The 15,039-nt window shown below is 72.2% G+C and carries 12 protein-coding genes; 7 read left to right on the forward strand and 5 right to left on the reverse strand.

The window, feature by feature from the left end; all coding sequences use genetic code 11:
- Nucleotides 1–419 precede the first annotated feature (419 nt).
- On the reverse strand, nucleotides 420–1,097 hold the full coding sequence (locus B085_RS0101595) for a hypothetical protein (RefSeq protein ID WP_018556799.1): 678 nt from the start codon (nucleotides 1,095–1,097) through the stop codon (nucleotides 420–422).
- Between the two features lie 173 nt (nucleotides 1,098–1,270).
- On the opposite strand from B085_RS0101595, the gene B085_RS0101600 reads away from it, so the two are divergent.
- From B085_RS0101600 to B085_RS0101610, 3 genes are all read left to right on the forward strand, one after another.
- Nucleotides 1,271–2,479, forward strand: coding sequence for a HupE/UreJ family protein (locus B085_RS0101600; RefSeq protein ID WP_018556800.1), 1,209 nt, complete (start codon nucleotides 1,271–1,273; stop codon nucleotides 2,477–2,479).
- Between the two features lie 130 nt (nucleotides 2,480–2,609).
- A complete protein-coding gene (locus tag B085_RS0101605) occupies nucleotides 2,610–4,535 on the forward strand; it encodes a purple acid phosphatase family protein (RefSeq protein WP_018556801.1) in 1,926 nt (641 codons plus the stop codon).
- Nucleotides 4,536–4,606: 71 nt separating this feature from the next.
- Nucleotides 4,607–5,722, forward strand: a complete 1,116-nt coding sequence (locus B085_RS0101610) for a WxL protein peptidoglycan domain-containing protein (RefSeq protein ID WP_018556802.1) — start codon at nucleotides 4,607–4,609, stop codon at nucleotides 5,720–5,722.
- 9 nt (nucleotides 5,723–5,731) lie between these two features.
- Here B085_RS0101610 and B085_RS0101615 read toward each other — a convergent pair whose 3' ends face one another.
- Entirely contained in the window at nucleotides 5,732–7,423 is a 1,692-nt protein-coding gene (locus tag B085_RS0101615) for a TROVE domain-containing protein (RefSeq protein WP_018556803.1), read from the reverse strand.
- A 595-nt stretch (nucleotides 7,424–8,018) separates the two neighbouring features.
- Nucleotides 8,019–8,534, reverse strand: a complete 516-nt coding sequence (locus B085_RS0101620; RefSeq protein ID WP_018556804.1) for a VOC family protein — start codon at nucleotides 8,532–8,534, stop codon at nucleotides 8,019–8,021.
- Nucleotides 8,535–9,213: 679 nt separating this feature from the next.
- Here B085_RS0101620 and B085_RS0101625 point away from each other — a divergent pair.
- The 3 genes from B085_RS0101625 (at nucleotide 9,214) to B085_RS40875 (ending at nucleotide 12,319) form a co-directional block, all read left to right on the forward strand.
- On the forward strand, nucleotides 9,214–9,504 hold the full coding sequence (locus tag B085_RS0101625) for a hypothetical protein (protein WP_018556805.1): 291 nt from the start codon (nucleotides 9,214–9,216) through the stop codon (nucleotides 9,502–9,504).
- A gap of 555 nt (nucleotides 9,505–10,059) precedes the next feature.
- Complete coding sequence (locus B085_RS0101630; protein ID WP_018556806.1) at nucleotides 10,060–11,013, forward strand: RNA polymerase sigma-70 factor; 954 nt, start codon at nucleotides 10,060–10,062, stop codon at nucleotides 11,011–11,013.
- 109 nt (nucleotides 11,014–11,122) lie between these two features.
- Nucleotides 11,123–12,319 (forward strand): NAD(P)/FAD-dependent oxidoreductase, encoded by a 1,197-nt coding sequence (locus B085_RS40875; protein WP_018556807.1) that lies wholly within the window; start codon nucleotides 11,123–11,125, stop codon nucleotides 12,317–12,319.
- Between the two features lie 25 nt (nucleotides 12,320–12,344).
- On the opposite strand, the gene B085_RS0101640 is transcribed toward B085_RS40875, so the two are convergent.
- Together B085_RS0101640 and B085_RS0101645 are read right to left on the reverse strand one after the other, a co-directional pair.
- On the reverse strand, nucleotides 12,345–12,665 hold the full coding sequence (locus B085_RS0101640; RefSeq protein ID WP_018556808.1) for a hypothetical protein: 321 nt from the start codon (nucleotides 12,663–12,665) through the stop codon (nucleotides 12,345–12,347).
- Nucleotides 12,666–12,792: 127 nt separating this feature from the next.
- Nucleotides 12,793–13,806: a DUF1259 domain-containing protein gene (locus B085_RS0101645; RefSeq protein WP_018556809.1), complete on the reverse strand. Its 1,014-nt coding sequence runs from the start codon at nucleotides 13,804–13,806 to the stop codon at nucleotides 12,793–12,795.
- A 754-nt stretch (nucleotides 13,807–14,560) separates the two neighbouring features.
- On the opposite strand from B085_RS0101645, the gene B085_RS0101650 reads away from it, so the two are divergent.
- Nucleotides 14,561–15,001 (forward strand): VOC family protein, encoded by a 441-nt coding sequence (locus B085_RS0101650; protein ID WP_018556810.1) that lies wholly within the window; start codon nucleotides 14,561–14,563, stop codon nucleotides 14,999–15,001.
- Nucleotides 15,002–15,039: the final 38 nt, after the last annotated feature.

A 15,039-nucleotide genomic window follows, 5' to 3' on the forward strand; every position in this document is an offset into this window, starting at 1 on the left:
ACGCCATCATGGCACCACTGTGGTGCCATGTGCAAGCCTCTATGGCGCCACCAGGGGCGCCAATGCGCACTGTGCCTTCTTGACCTGCGGATATGCCATGGTGGCAGTCTGAGTCATCGTGGCACCGTGAGGGTCTGATGTGCCATCCATGACGCGATGTGGCACCGGCTGGCACCGAGTGGCGCCACGTGCTGCCATGCGGTGCCACCGCAGGCGCGTTCCAGGGGGACGGCACTGCGCACAGGCCTGGCCCGCCACGTAGCGGTCCTGCGCGGACGGCGCTGGATCAAGCGGAGCGTCCCCGCGAGCACGCGGCGGTCCTCGGCGCACCGATGGCGTCGCCGCCGCGGCCGGCGTCGTGGACCACGAGCAGCCGTCCGAGCGAGAGCGCGGACCGCCGGGGGACGGGCGCGGGGATGCTATCCCGCGTGCTCGTCCAGCCAGAGGACGATCCCGGTCACGCCGCCCAGCACGGCCGCGACGCCCGCGCGGATCGCCGCGGCGCAGCGGGCGGGGGTGAAGGTGGCGGGGTCGTACGTCGAGGACATGCCGAGGCCCTCGCCGCGGAACGACGCGCCGGACCAGTCGACCGCGGTGACGTTGGCGGTGGGCTCGGCCAACTCCGCGCCCACCACGAGGAACTGCTGGGAGAGGTGGTTCGGGGTGACCGTGGCGAGGGGGTCGATCAGGGCGTTGCCCGCGCTCACGATGAGGTCCGCGTGCATCTCCAGGCCCCGGGTGACGGTGGCCAGGAGGTCGGCGGGATGGTCGGCGACGACCTTCCTGAGGTCGACGTGTTCGGCCTCGGCCCACTCCTCCACGGCGGTCACGAGCCTCTTGGTGGGGCGGTCGTCGCCGGAGGTGAGGAGGACGACGCGGTAGCCCTTCGAGGGGTGGACCCCCGACCAGGAGCCGGGCCGCGGGGTGGCGGTGGCCTCGGGGGCGGGCGGCGCGGCGCGGTCGACGAAGCCGGGGCCGGGCGTTCCGACGGCACTGGGCCGGGGATGCGGTTCCGACCAGTCGTCGCCGGAGCCGCATCCGGTGAGCAGCGCGGCGGCCGCGGCCAGGGTGGCGGCGGCACGAAGCGGGGGGCGCAAGGCGATCGACCTCCGGGTGGTGACAGGTGGTGCCGTCCCCATCCTGCAATCCGTCCCGCTTCGCCTCCATCCGTGGGGGGCTGTTCTCGAACTTGTTTTCGCACGATTCGCCGGCCGGCCGGTTCCGGTTCACCCATGACGTGCACCGTGCAGTGGCAACCTGAAGGAGCCACATGTCACATCGCCTCCGCCGCAGCCTCGTCGGGATCATCGCGGCGGTGATCGCCTTCCTCGGCCTGGGGCAGCAGTCCGCGTTCGCGCACGGGTTCACCTCGACCGTCTACGTGGACGTCGCCCCGGCCGACGGGGGCCGCGTTCGGACCACCCTGAAGCTCGAGTACGACCTCTTCGTCGTGTCCGCCGCCGACTACCAGCACGACGACACCCTCTTCCGTGAAGGGACCGCCGCGTTCGACGCCGGCGACTCCGCCGCGCAGGCCGCGGCGCTGGAGGCGCACGCGAAGTCGGCCGTGGCGTACGCGACCGAGCGCTTCTCGGTGACCTCCGGCGGCAAGCCCTGCGCCGCGACCCCGGCCGGCGGTTTCACGATGGGCCGGCAGGAGGGCGTGCCGTACGCCACCCTCCGGGTGGACTGGAACTGCCCTCAGGGCGAGGACCGCGAGGTGCGCAGCGGACTGTTCCCCGACTCCGAGGGCTACGTCAAGGGCACCAAGACCATCGTCACGTACGCGCTCGACGGCAGCTCGGGCAGTGCCGCGCTCGACGCCGAGCACCCGTCCTTCTCCCTCGGCCAGTCCTGGTACGAGCGGTTCTGGGAGTTCTTCCGGCTCGGCGCCGAGCACCTGCTGACCGGGATCGACCACATCCTGTTCCTGCTCGCCCTGATCGCCGGTTCGCGGCGGCCGCGCGAGATCGTGCTGGCGGCCACCAGCTTCACCCTGGCGCACTCGGTGACGTTCATGCTCGCCGCGCTGGGTGCGGTCGACGTGCCCGCGCGGATCGTGGAGCCCGTCATCGCGCTGTCGATCGCGGTGGTCGCCGGCTGGTACCTGTGGCGGATCTGGCGGCGCGGCGACCACGCGACCGAGCTGGAGGCACCCGGGCAGGGGCACTTCAGCCTGGACCGGGCCGGCTGGACCCGCCTCGGAGCCGTGTTCTGCTTCGGACTCGTGCACGGCCTGGGCTTCGCGGGCGCGCTGGGGATCGACGAGGCGTGGTCGTGGACGCTGCTGTGGTCCCTCCTGGTGTTCAACGTCGGCATCGAGGCGGTCCAACTGGCCATCATCGCCCTCGTCTTCCCGCTGCTGATCGTGCTGCGCCGGCGCTCGGCGCGGGCCGGGCTGTGGGCCACGGGCGGGATATCGGCAGGGGTGTCCGTGATGGGGCTGGTGTGGTTCGTGCAACGAGTGTCCGGATTCTGAGACTCCGTCCAGGGCTCGTACGAAGTTCAACTGTCACGTGGCTCGCATTTATGTTCGCTTTACCTGCCGAGGTCAGCGTGGGGTTCTCCACTCGATGCACACGATTCGTGCACAGAAGGAAAAGACAAAGATGAGATCGAGCAACTCCTCGCGGACCTCCGGGTCCGCGCGGCGCCGTGTGGCCACCGGGGCCACCGCGGCGTTCCTCGGCCTGACGGTTGCCCTCGGCAACGGGCTGGTGACCTCGGCGTCCGCCGCCGACACCGCCACCCTGAGCGGCATCGTCCTCGGTGTCGGCGCCAACGAGACCCAGCGCACCGTGACCTGGTACTCCTCCGCCGACACGGCGCAGCAGATCCAGGTCGCGCCGACCGCGCAGGTGACCGACGGCCAGTTCCCGGCCGGCTCCGCCACCTTCGACGCCATCGGCGCGGCGAACATCGCCACCAGCGGCGGCTTCAACCGCCACGCGACGATCACCGGCCTGAAGGAGAACACCCAGTACTCCTACCGCGTCGGCAGCGAGGGCAACTGGTCCACCACGTACTCCTTCAAGACGCAGGACTTCGAGGGCGAGTACGACTTCCTGTTCTACGGCGACCCGCAGATCGGCTCGTCCGGCAACCTGGCCGCCGACCAGGCCGGCTGGCAGGACACGGTCGACGTCTCGCTGCGGGCCAACCCGAACGCCGAGATCCTGGTGTCGGGCGGTGACCAGGTCGAGACGGCCAACACCGAGTCCCAGTGGAACTCCTTCCTCGCTCCCGACGGACTGCGCCAGTACCCGTGGGCCGCCACCATCGGCAACCACGACGTCGGCGGCAAGGCCTACGAGCAGCACTTCACCACCCCGAACACCGACCGCTCGGCCCCGTACTACGACAACGGGAACCCGGACGGCACCAAGTCGGGCGGTGACTACTGGTACATCTACAAGGATGTCCTGTTCATCGACCTGAACAGCAACAGCTACAACTCCGCCAACGGCGGCGGTGACGCGGCGCACGTCAACTACGTGACCGACGTCATCAACAAGCACGGCAACGAGGCCAAGTGGAAGGTCCTCGTCTACCACCACGCGATCTACTCGCCGGCCTCGCACGCCAAGGACAGCGAGAACAAGCAGCGTCGTCTGGACTTCCCGACGACGTTCTCCAAGCTCGGGGTGGACCTGGTCCTGCAGGGCCACGACCACAGCTACTCCCGCAGCTACCTGATCAAGAACGGTGCGAAGGAGAACCCGGCCGAGCAGCCCGGCGCCTCCGACGTGTACCCGGGTCCCGGCGGCGTCCTCTACGTGACGGCCAACTCCGCCTCGGGCTCGAAGTACTACGACATCACCAAGCCGGACAGCAGCGGCACCAGCGGCGCGGGCAACGGCGCCGACCCGCTGAACCCGAACAACTACTGGTACAACTCGGTCCAGAACCAGGAGCACGTCCGCACCTACGTCAAGGTCCAGGTGCGCAACGACAAGCTCGTGGTCGAGAACATCCGCAGCGCCGCCAACGGCGCCGACCAGCCGGTCGGTTCGCACGTCGACGACGTCACGGTGCACCCGTACCACGGGGACAAGCAGGACCTGCAGGTCGACGTCCCGAACCCGGCCCCGGGCGAGTTCGGCTGGACCATCGACGGCTACAACGGCCTGGTGGACCTCGGTACCGCCAAGGAGCAGGACGGCGACCACTTCGTCGCGGGCGGCAAGATCAACCCGATCCTCGTCTCCGACAGCCGCCGTTCGCTCGCCCCGTGGTCGATCTCGGCCAACGTGGGTGACTTCAAGGACGCCGACAAGACGTTCTCCGGCTCCTACCTCGGCTGGACGCCGTACGTCCTGGACGGCGGCGCCGGTGCCAAGGCCGGCGACCCGGTGAACTCCGGCTACGACGACCACGGTCAGGGCCTGTCCGTCTCGCGCGGCCTCGGTTCCGCCGAGCAGGGCCACCCGCGGGGCTCCGCCAAGCTCGGCGCCGACCTGGATCTGAAGATCCCGGACAGCGTCGAGAAGGGCGGCTACCGCGCCACCCTCACGATCACTGCGCTGAGCAGCTGACCGTACCCGTTTGACGGCGGGGCAGGCACCGTCGGTGCCTGCCCCGCCTCCCGCTCCAGGAGAACCCCGACATGCTCCCGTCCGCACCGCGCCGCACGACGCCCTTCGCCCGCACCGCCGTCCTGGTCCTGCTCGCGGCCCTCGCCCTCGTGGGCCTCCACGCGGGCCCCGCCCGGGCGGCCGACGGCGATGTCACCTGGACGGTGAGGACGGCCGCGAACGCGTTCGGCGACGACCGGTCCAGCTACAGCTACTCCGCGAACCCCGGCGGACAGGTCAAGGACGCCATGGTCGTGGCCAACCGCAGCACCGCCCCGCTGCGGCTCGCGCTCTACGCGTCCGACGGCTACACCACCGACACCGGGCAGCTCGACCTGCTCACCAAGGACAAGAAGTCCGTCGGGATCGGCGCCTGGGTCCACGCCGACCGCGACAGCGTCGTCATCAAGCCCGGCAAGACCGCCGAGATCCCCTTCACCGTCACCGTCCCGGACAACGCCACCCCCGGCGACTACGTCGGCGGCATCCTGACCTCGCTCAAGCAGTCCGACGAGGCCCAGGGCATCAACGTGGACCGGCGCCTGGGCATCCGCGTCAAGCTGCGGGTCAGCGGCGCGCTCAAGCCGAAGCTCGCCGTCGAGGACCTCCACGTCGACTACAGCGGCCCGGCCAACCCCTTCGGCACGGGCGACGCCACCGTCACGTACACGATCCACAACACCGGCAACGCGATGCTGTCGGCACGCCAGTCCGTCTCGGTGGCGGGCCCGTTCGGATGGCTGCGGGCGAGGGCCGGCGACCTCGCCGCGCCGCCGGAGCTGCTGCCGGGGGAGAGCTGGAAGGTGAAGGTGCCCGTCCACGGCGTGGCGCCCGCGGTCAGCCTGACCGCCACCGTCACCCTCACCCCGATGCTCACCGACGCGTCGGGCTCCATCAACCCCCTGGACCCGGTCGAGGCCACCGCCCACGGCTGGGCCGTGCCCTGGATCCTGCTCCTGCTGATCGTCCTGCTCGCCGCGGCCGTCGCCGCCGCGATCGTCCTCCGGCGCCGCGGCCGCGCACGGCGCAAGCAGCGCGAGGACAGCCGGGTACGGGACGCCGTGGAGAAGGCGCTGCGCGGCAAGGACGCGCAGTCGGCGGATCCGGAGCAGCCGGAGCAGACCGCGAAGCCCGGGCAGAAGGCCTGACCCGGCCCGTCAGTCCGTGACGGCGGCGGGGTCCCAGGGCCACGAGGCGTCCCGCCCCGCCTCCAGGAGCGGGATCAGCCGGAACGCCGCGTCGGCGAGGCCGCCGAAGGTGTGGCGGTGCGGCCCGGTCGCGGCGTGGCCCGTGGCGTACCCCGCCAGGTTCCACGTGTACACCGGGACGTGCTTCGGGACGGCGCCCATCGGGTCGCCCAGGGGCGACCAGAAGGCCTGTTCGTCGGTGACCACGACCACCCGGTCGTGCCCGGCGTAGTGCCGGGTGACGGCGGCGGCGGTGTTCGTGCCGCCGAGGTCGCCGAACCGGTCCAGCGCCCGCAGGACGGACTCGTTCCGCGCCGGTTCGACGCGCAGGCTGCCGGTGCCGAACTGGACGAGGTCGGCCCGTTCGGCCCGCATCGCCAGCGCGGTGCCGAAGATCGCGGCGGAGTCGGCCCGGTTGAGCTCGGTGTCCGCGCTCGGCCGGTCGAACATCGAGCCCGAACGGTCGACCAGGACCAGCGTCCGGCCGGGCAGCGCGGGCACGTTCGCCAGTGAGTGCCCGAGGGCCCTCTCCAGGGGCTCCTCCCAGCGGCGCGAGGGCACGTTGCGGTGCGCGGCCAGGTAGCGGAACGGGAACTGCCGGGAGCGCAGCACCTCGGCGGGGTCCGAGATCCGGCGGGCCACCTCCGTGGCCGCCTCGTCGCCGACCCCGGCGAGGTCGAAGTTGCGCAGGTTGCGGACGAGCGCCATCGCCCCCATCGAGGGGATCACGGCCTCCCACACCGCGGCGTCCGGCGGCCCCTGCAGCCAGCCCGCCAGCGCCTCCCAGCTCATCCCGGCCGCGGCCAGCCGCTCGGCCCCGTCCGCCCCGGTGACCAGCGCGTACCGCCGCTCCACCGGTAGGGAGAGCAACGCGTGGTGCGCGGCGAGGAGCGGTTCCCCGGCCGGTGGTACGGCGCGGTCCGGACGGTGCCGCCGGTCCAGCGCGTACCGGAACAGCCCGCCCTGCCACGGACGGCCGGGCGCGGGGGCGGGGTGGGTGAGCTCCAGTACGTCGCCGAAGCGGAAGTCGTGCGAGGGGGTGTCGTACCTGAGCAGCGCGCGGCCGGTGTAGAGCCGGCGCACCGCGTCCGCGACCCCGCGCTTGAGCGGCTGCGGCAGCCTCCGCCCGTAGCGGGAGGTCCAGTACGCCAGCAACTCGCCCGGCTCGTCCGGGCGTTGCAGCACGGCCTCGACGGCCTGCCGGGAGAAGCCCGCGGCCCCGGCGTCCAGCCTGCCGCGGACGAACTCGGCCGCGCCCACCACCGACGCCGTTCGTATGTGGGCCTGCGTGCGCAGCCAGCGCAGCAGACCGAGAGTCCACTGCGGGTCCTCGACGGCGAGTCGCCGCACCAGGCGGGCGTAGCGCTCGTCGCGGGACCCGGCGCCCTCGTAGAAGCTGTTCTGACCGGCCATGTGGGAGACGGCGAGCAAGAACAGTTCCGCCTTGGGCTCCCGCGCGTATCCGGCGCCCGCCTCGTGGTTGAGGCCGGGCGGCGGGAACGCCGTCCGCAGCACGGCCCCTGCGGACCGGGGAGCGGCCTCGACCCAGCGGCCGTGCAGGGAGAGCGGGGAGGTGGCACCGCCCGCGGTGACGCCCGGCATCTCGGCCCGGATCTCCTCCCTGGTCTCGGTCTTGGCCCGCTGACGGTTGAACCGGGTCATGCAGATGTCCCCCTGGAGGGTGGCGGTCGGAGGGCGTGCGGCGGGAAGACACGCGGAACGGGGCACGCGCGGTCACGGACATCGCCCGGGGCACGCGAGAGCGGCGCCTCCCGAGATCAAGGGTGTGCACCGGTGTGTACTTGTTCGCAGGAAGTAACCGGGGCACGGCGCATCGGAAGGCGTCGGACGGGGACGTTACCCGGCCCCGTGCGCCGGCGCATCCCAATTGACGCGGGCGCGATGGGCGGCGCCCGTCGATGGTGTCCTGCGCGCTCTCCACCGACGCGACGTCGCGCGGGAGTTCTCCCCGGCCGCCACGGCCCGGGCCGGCCGTATCGGCGCACCGGGCGTCCGCCGGGGGGCCGAAGTCGGCCTCATCTCAGCGGAGTTCGAGTTCCGTGGGTCTCGGGTCCCGGCCGCGCGGGGCGTGGGCGCGGGGCGTAAGCGCCCGGCTCCGCGGTGGAACACCGCGGAGCCGGGGGAGCGGGGCGGTCCGGGCCGCGGCCCGGCGCGTGCGGGGGCCGGACCGACGGCCGTCAGGTGATCCTCCGCCCCTTCGGCCGGCGTCCGGCGCCCGCTGCCCGCATCGCTCGTGTCAGAGGATGTACTCGCCGAGGGCGTAGCCCTTGGGCTCCGTGATCAGCTCGATCCTCAGCCCGTTGGGGTCGGCCAGGAACATGCTGTCCGCGACCTCGGTCGGGAAGGCCGCGTACGCGATGCCCTTCTCCTCCAGGCGCTCCTTCACGGTGGCGAAGACCTCGGGCGTGACCGACAGCGCGATGTGGTGGCCGCCGCCGACCGTCTCCGCGTAGTCGGGGTGGGGGTGGCCCGGGAAGTCGAAGAAGGCGAGCATGTTCTCGGCGCCCATGTCGAAGAAGAAGTGCGTCGACCCGCGGTAGTCCCGGTTCTCCATCAGGTCCACCAGTGGGAGGCCCAGGACGTCCCGGTAGAAGAGGATGGTCTCCTCGACGTCCCGCGCGATGAACGCGGCGTGGTGGACCCCCTGCGTCGTGGGCGCGGGGCGTTTCCCGGCCGGGAGGAGGTAACGGTCCCTCAGCTCTGCCTGACGCTCCAGGATCGCCTGCAGTTCCTCGCCGTGCGGCTGTGCCATGGTCGTGACTCCTCATCCTGCGGACCGCGCGAGGTGCGCGGACTGCACGGGCGGGCACCTGGGCGACGGTGCGGAGCCCGCCCTGCTCCATTCATGCTTGACGCGTCAACCGAACATAGGGCTATTTATTTGACGAGTCAAGCATGGAGGGGTCGGCGCCATCGACGACTCGCCGCGCGACCGGCCCCTCGGCCCTTCCGGGCGGTCGGCTCCGGACGGTCCGCATCGGACGGTCCTCGCCGGACGGTGCCCGGGGAGCGGGGGCGGGAGCGGGAGCCGGTGATCGCATGGCGTGGGCCGGCGACGGCACGGCTGGGACCGGCGGCCACGGAGGGTGACCCCGGACCCCGTGTAATGGCCATGGGATGCTTGTGCGTGACCGCCCTCCCAGGCGGCCCGAAGATTTCCGGCGAGCCGATCACACACTCTCCGACCTGCGGAAAAGCGGCCCCGATGACGCTGAGGCGCGGCGCTTTCTTTTGACTCCGGGCCCCACCCGTGTCACGGTCGTTTCCTCGGCGTTTGCCGCCTTGCATCACGGCGTCCCTGCCCGGTGAGCGAGAACGCGTGGGTCACGTGCCCCTCGTCCTACCGGCTCCAGGCACACGAAGCCGGTTCGACGACGGTCGGAAATGGCACGGCCGTTGTCCACCAATCTTCCCGTACGAAGGAGATTGACATGCGCGCAAACATCACCGTCCGCCGGACTGTCGCCGCGGCGCTCGCGGCACCGATGCTCGCCTTTGTCGCGGCGGGCACCGCCGAAGCGGCACCGCAGACCGTGACCTCCATCGCCCCTCAGTCAGCCGTGACGAACTACGTCCAGGGCGGCGGCGGCTTCGGCGGCATCGGCGGCTTCCGCGGCAACGGGTTCTACGGCAACAACTTCTACGGCGGTTTCGTCCCCGCCGTCGTCGTCCCCGTGGTCGTCCCCGTCGGGGGCTTCGGCGGGTTCTTCCCCTTCCGCTGAGGCCTCGCCGCCCCTGGCGGCCACCGCGGCACGCCCCACCCGGCCGGAGGACCCGTGACGAAAGCCACGGCCCTCCGGCCGGCGCCGCGCTCGCCTCGTTCCTGTCCCCCCACGGCGGTTCCGGTCTCAGCTGCCGGCCCCCGCCGCGCGGGGCCGTTCCGGTCGACGACGAGGAGACACCGTGACCGTCCGGGCCGGCGAAACGCTCGCCATCTCGGGGCGGCTGTCCCACGACATCGCCGGGACCTTCATCGGGACCGGCGACTTCGAACCGCAGACATCAGGACCACCCTCGGCAACCTCGACCGCGTGCTGGAGCACTTCGGGGCCCGTCCGACCAGATCGTCGGGACCACCGTCCCGGTACGGGGCCTGCGGGACCACTTCGACACCGTCGCCCCCCTGCACGCCGCGTACAGCGGCGACCACCGCCCCACCGGCACCGTGACGGGCGGTCCGACCTGGTGCTGCCCGACCGGCTCGTCGAGATCGGCGCCGTCGTCCGCCTCGACGCCGGCCACTGACGCACGGCCGCGCGCGGGCTAGGATCCGGGCCATGGCCCTGACTCCGCACGACGTGGAACGGTTCGAGGCGTCCAGGCCCCGTCTGGAGGCCGTCGCCTACCGTCTGCTCGGCTCCGCGAGCGAAGCCGAGGACGCCGTGCAGGAGACGTTCCTGCGCTGGCAGGCCGCCGACGTCGACCGCGTCGACGTCCCCGAGGCGTGGCTGACCAAGGTGCTCACCAACCTGTGCCTCAACCAGCTCACCTCGGCCCGGGCACGGCGCGAGACCTACGTCGGCGAGTGGCTCCCCGAACCGCTGCTCGCCGGGGACCCGATGCTCGGCCCGGCCGACACCGCCGAGCAGCGCGAATCGGTCTCCTACGCGGTCCTCGTCCTGCTGGAGCGCCTCACCCCCAACGAGCGCGCGGTGTACGTGCTGCGGGAGGCCTTCGCCTACCCGCACCGCGAGATCGCCGAGATCCTCGACATCACCGAGGCCGCCAGCCAGCAGATCCACCACCGTGCCAAGAAGCACGTCGCGGACGGCAGGGCCCGCGGGACCGGCGCCGGGATCGACGAGGCGGCGGCCCGGCGGGTCGTCGAGGAGTTCCTGGCGGCCGCCACCAGCGGCCGGACCGAGCCGCTGGTGCGGCTGCTCACCCAGGACGCCGTCGCGGTCGGCGACGGAGGCGGGAAGGTGCCGGCCCGCACGAAGGCGTTCGAAGGCGCCCTCGCCGTCGCGAAGTTCCTGCGGGGCCTGTTCACGCCCGGCGCGGCCAAGCGCGCCCTGGTCGGCGGCACGGCCGAGGTTTACGCGACGGACGTCAACGGCGACCCCGCCGTCGTGGCGGTCGTCGACGGCCGGGTCGTCGGCGTCATGTGCGTGGAGGTCACCGCCGACGGCGTCGCGGCCGTCCGCAACCAGGTCAACCCCGACAAGCTCGAACGCGCCACCCGGCGATGGGCGGCCGGCGACCACGGGGAACCCCTGTTTCACGCCTTCTGACGCCCCTACGATCCCCGTGTGACGTGCTTCACATCACGTTCCTGTCAGGAAACGGCGGGCCGCCCGGTTCAAGTGGCGAATCCGCTGGAGAGCAGACAGGAGCCAGGACATGCAGCACCGCATCGTCGTCCTCGGAGCCGGGTACACCGGAGCCAGCGCCGCCGGGCGCCTCGCCCGGCGGCTGCGCCGCGAGGACGTCGCCATCACCCTCGTCAACGCGGAGCCCGACTTCGTCGAGCGCGTCCGCATGCACCAGCTCGCCGCCGGCCAGGACCTCACGCCCCGGCCCCTCGGCGAGATGTTCGCGGGCACCGGCGTCGAACTGAAGGCCGCGAAGGTCACCGGCGTCGACGCCGACCGCCGCACCGTCGCCGTCCACGGCGCGGACGGCGACGAGGAGTTGGCGTACGACACCCTCGTCTACGCCCTCGGCAGCGGCTGGAAGGACCAGGGCGTACCCGGCGCCGCCGAGCACGCCCACGAGATCGCCGGCCGCGCCGGGGCGCTGCGCACGCGCGAGCGCCTGGCCGGCCTGGAGGCCGGACGGCCCGTCCTCGTCGTCGGCGGCGGCCTCACCGGCCTGGAGGCCGCGACCGAGATCGCCGAGGCCCGCCCGGACCTCGACGTCGCGCTCGCCGCCCACGGCGGCCTCGGCGACTGGCTCTCCCCGAAGGGCGCCCGGCACCTGCGGAAGGTCGTCGGCCGGCTCGGCATCACCGTGCACGAGCACACCACCGTCACCGCCGTAGAGCCCGACCGCGTCACCACCGCCGACGGCACCTCGCTCCCCGCCGCGGTCACCGTGTGGACCACGGGCTTCGCCGTCCACCCCATCGCCGGGGCCACCACCCTGGAGACCACCGACACGGGGCAGATCGTGGTGGACGCCACCATGCGCTCGGTCTCCCACCCGGACGTCTACGCCATCGGCGACGCCGCCATGGCGACGGGCGCCGGCGGCAAGCCGCTGCGGATGTCGTGCGCCTCGGGCATCCCCACCGCCTGGCAGGCGGCCGACGCCATCGCCGCGCGCCTGACCGGCGGCAAGCTCCCCGACATGCCGCTGCGGTACTTCAACCAGTGCATCTCGCTGGGACGCAAGGAGGGCCTGATCCAGTTCGTCACCGCCGACGACCGCGCCGTCGGCGCGGCCATGACCGGGAGGTTCGCCGCCGTCTACAAGGAACTCGTCTGCAAGGGCGCGGCCTGGGGCGTCGCCAACCCGACCATGGGCATCCCCACCCGCCGCCGCCGCGTCGCCCCCGGGCCCGCCGCGGCGGAGCCCGGCGTCCGTACGCCGGCCTGACCCGGCCCGCGCACCGGCGGGGGGATCAGGAGTTGGCGAACAGCGCCGCCGTCGGCAGGAGGGTGGCCAGGACGCTGAGCAGCCAGTAGCCGCCCGCGGTGAGTGTCGTCCGCTCGGCGAGAGGCCGGTTCGCCAACCACCAGAGCACGGCGAACAGGAGGACGACGGGCCCGCAGAGCACCAGCGCGGGCATGACGCCGTCGTTCTCCGTCGGCTCGCGAACGGTCAACCCGAGCTCTGCGAGCGGCCAGTTGGAGGCGATGTACCAGAGCATCCAGAGCGGGACAACGCCCGGAACCCCCAGCAGCAGGTTCACACCCAGGGCGGTGTACCAGCGTCTCGCCATGATCCTCGTCCCCCGATCGCCTGCCGAGACGGTACACCAGGGGGAGACACGGCCGACCGCCGCGTCCGCAGCGGGTGTCCCGCGCGGAGCGGCGGCCGGGTCACACGGAGCCACCGGCTGCGGGTGGTCAGCCGATCTCCACCGCCATCCCCTTGACGTTGGTGGCGTCCAACGCCTTGCGGATCCCCTTGGCGAGCTTGACCGCGTCACCCACGGCCCAGAAGTGCACGAAGAAGAGCCGCGGTTCGTCCACGAGCCCGTGGTTGTGCAGTTCGACGAGCTGGCACCCGGCCTTCCGGAGGGCCGCCAGGACGTTCTGGACCTCGCTGGCGATCATGGCGCAGTCGCCGCTGACCGCGGCCCGGCCGTTGCCCAGCGGCTGGTAGTTGATCGCGCTGGTGGATCCGAGGCCCGGCGGCAGGACCATGCCGTTGTCGGTGATGGTCTCCCGGCGCACGAAGGTGTTCTTGTAGACGCCGTCGTCGATGCCGCCCTTGACGCCCATCACCTTGTCGATGGTGGCGGTGTCCATGTCCAGCTGGCGCGGTACGGAGTGGTCCGGCCGTCCTGGGGGCGGGGCGCCGGTCCGGTCGAGCGCCGCGCGCAGGCCCTTGGCGATGGCCACGGGGTCCTTGCCGTGCGCGTGGACGTGGAACCACCAGATCTCGGGGTCCTGCGACAGCAGGTGCTTGTGGATCGCGGTCTGCTCGATCTTGCGCTCGTGCAGCACGTCGGCGAACGACTGCATCTCCTTCTCGGTGACCACCACGTCGCCCATCAGCAGCGTGTTCCCGTCGGCGTAGCGGACGAAGGACACGTGCGAGCCCAGTGCGAGCCCCGGTTTGACGGTGACGCCCTGCGAGACCACCGTGAGGTCCCGGCGCGGCAGACCCGTGTGGTACATGAACTCGCGCCTGATGTCGCCCGTCCGTCCCAGCGCGAGGGCCACCTCCTTCCAGTCCGTCAGGGCGGTGCGCACGGGCATGACCGACGGGTGGTTGTGCTGCTTCGACGTCCCGGTGGGCGCGCACGCGGAGATCGCCCCGCCCAGCAACGGCGCCAGAGTGGCCGCGGCGAGCAGATGCCGCCGTGACGCACCCGCCTGCGGGTGGGTGTCCTGCTGTCGGTCCTCACGCATCATGTGTGCCTCCTGACGGGATGGAAGCACGGCGAACGGCGGACACACCCCAGCACCGCCAGCACCTGGGCCAGGTGGGTGAAGCGCCCGTCGGCAAACGGGTGAGCCCAGCCGCCGGGGCGGCTTCCGGGCCGGGTCTCCGTTGCGGGCGGCGAGAGTCGCCGGGACGGCACCGCGGGACCTCCGGTCCTGCCGACGCGCCGCTGCACGGAGATCCCCGCCGGCGCCCCGGCCGTCATCGAGACGTACACCGGTGCCGTGCGGCAGACGGAGCAGGTCCCGGCGGGCCCCGACCCGCAGGTCCGGGTCGCGGGCGGGGCCCCCGCGCGGCACCGCCGCCGATGCGGCACGGCTGCGGCCCGCCGTCCTCCGTGTCAGCCCCGTCCGTCAGGCGCGGGGGCTCACTCGTCCCGCACCACCCCGCGTCACCACTCGCCCCCGCCCCTCTCCGCCTTGCCGGGATGCCGGATGCCGGAGGCCGGAGGCCGTGCCGAGCCATCCGTCGGTGGTGAGCGGGAACCGCGCACCACCGCCTGCGATGCGACCTTCGTCCGCCCTCCGTGTGCGCCGCCGTCGCGGCGGTCGCACGTGAGCTTTTGCGCCATGCTCTTGTCTGCGGCCGGCACGACTCACTTCAGGCGCGACCCGGATCTCCCGTGGTCCGGCGGTGCGCCTGATGTCGAGAACGTGCCGCCGGCTCCGTCCCAGGGATGTCAGCGGCCACCACCGGCCGCACGAGGAAGAAGGAGAAGCCGGGATGGCGATTCAGCGGATGGACAACGTCGGCATCGTCGTCGAGGACCTGGACGCCGCCGTCGCGTTCTTCGAGGAACTCGGCATGGAGCTTGAGGGCAGGGCGGAGATCGAGGGCCTCTTCGCCGACCGGTGCACCGGACTCGACGGCGTCCACTGCGACATCGCGATGCTCCGGACCCCGGACGGTCACAGCCGGCTCGAGCTGGCGAAGTACCGCAGCCCCGAGGCGACCAGCGCCGGGCCGCGCGACCGGCCGCACAACATCCTGGGCACGCACCGCGTGATGTTCGCCGTCGACGACATCGAGGACACCGTCGCCCGCCTGCGCCCCCACGGCGCCGAACTCGTCGGCGAGATCGCCCGGTTCGGGGACAGCTATCTGCTCTGCTACCTCCGCGGCCCGGAGGGCGTCATCGTCGGCCTGGCCGAGCAACTGGGCTGAGCGGGGAGATGCCCGAACGGGAGCGAGCCGTTGGCGGA

Source organism: Streptomyces sp. BoleA5, assembly GCF_000373665.1.
In the GTDB taxonomy this organism is placed as follows: domain Bacteria; phylum Actinomycetota; class Actinomycetes; order Streptomycetales; family Streptomycetaceae; genus Actinacidiphila.

Excerpts from the sequence above, each read along its gene's own strand:
- B085_RS0101600 (WP_018556800.1), top strand. The coding sequence starts at position 1,271 with ATGTCACATCGCCTCCGCCGCAGCCTCGTCGGGATCATCGCGGCGGTG.
- B085_RS0101630 (WP_018556806.1), top strand. The coding sequence starts at position 10,060 with ATGGCCCTGACTCCGCACGACGTGGAACGGTTCGAGGCGTCCAGGCCC.
- B085_RS0101650 (WP_018556810.1), top strand. The coding sequence starts at position 14,561 with ATGGCGATTCAGCGGATGGACAACGTCGGCATCGTCGTCGAGGACCTG.
- B085_RS40875 (WP_018556807.1), top strand. The coding sequence starts at position 11,123 with ATGCAGCACCGCATCGTCGTCCTCGGAGCCGGGTACACCGGAGCCAGC.
- B085_RS0101640 (WP_018556808.1), bottom strand. The coding sequence starts at position 12,665 with ATGGCGAGACGCTGGTACACCGCCCTGGGTGTGAACCTGCTGCTGGGG.
- B085_RS0101610 (WP_018556802.1), top strand. The coding sequence starts at position 4,607 with ATGCTCCCGTCCGCACCGCGCCGCACGACGCCCTTCGCCCGCACCGCC.
- B085_RS0101625 (WP_018556805.1), top strand. The coding sequence starts at position 9,214 with ATGCGCGCAAACATCACCGTCCGCCGGACTGTCGCCGCGGCGCTCGCG.
- B085_RS0101615 (WP_018556803.1), bottom strand. The coding sequence starts at position 7,423 with ATGACCCGGTTCAACCGTCAGCGGGCCAAGACCGAGACCAGGGAGGAG.
- B085_RS0101645 (WP_018556809.1), bottom strand. The coding sequence starts at position 13,806 with ATGATGCGTGAGGACCGACAGCAGGACACCCACCCGCAGGCGGGTGCG.
- B085_RS0101620 (WP_018556804.1), bottom strand. The coding sequence starts at position 8,534 with ATGGCACAGCCGCACGGCGAGGAACTGCAGGCGATCCTGGAGCGTCAG.
- B085_RS0101605 (WP_018556801.1), top strand. The coding sequence starts at position 2,610 with ATGAGATCGAGCAACTCCTCGCGGACCTCCGGGTCCGCGCGGCGCCGT.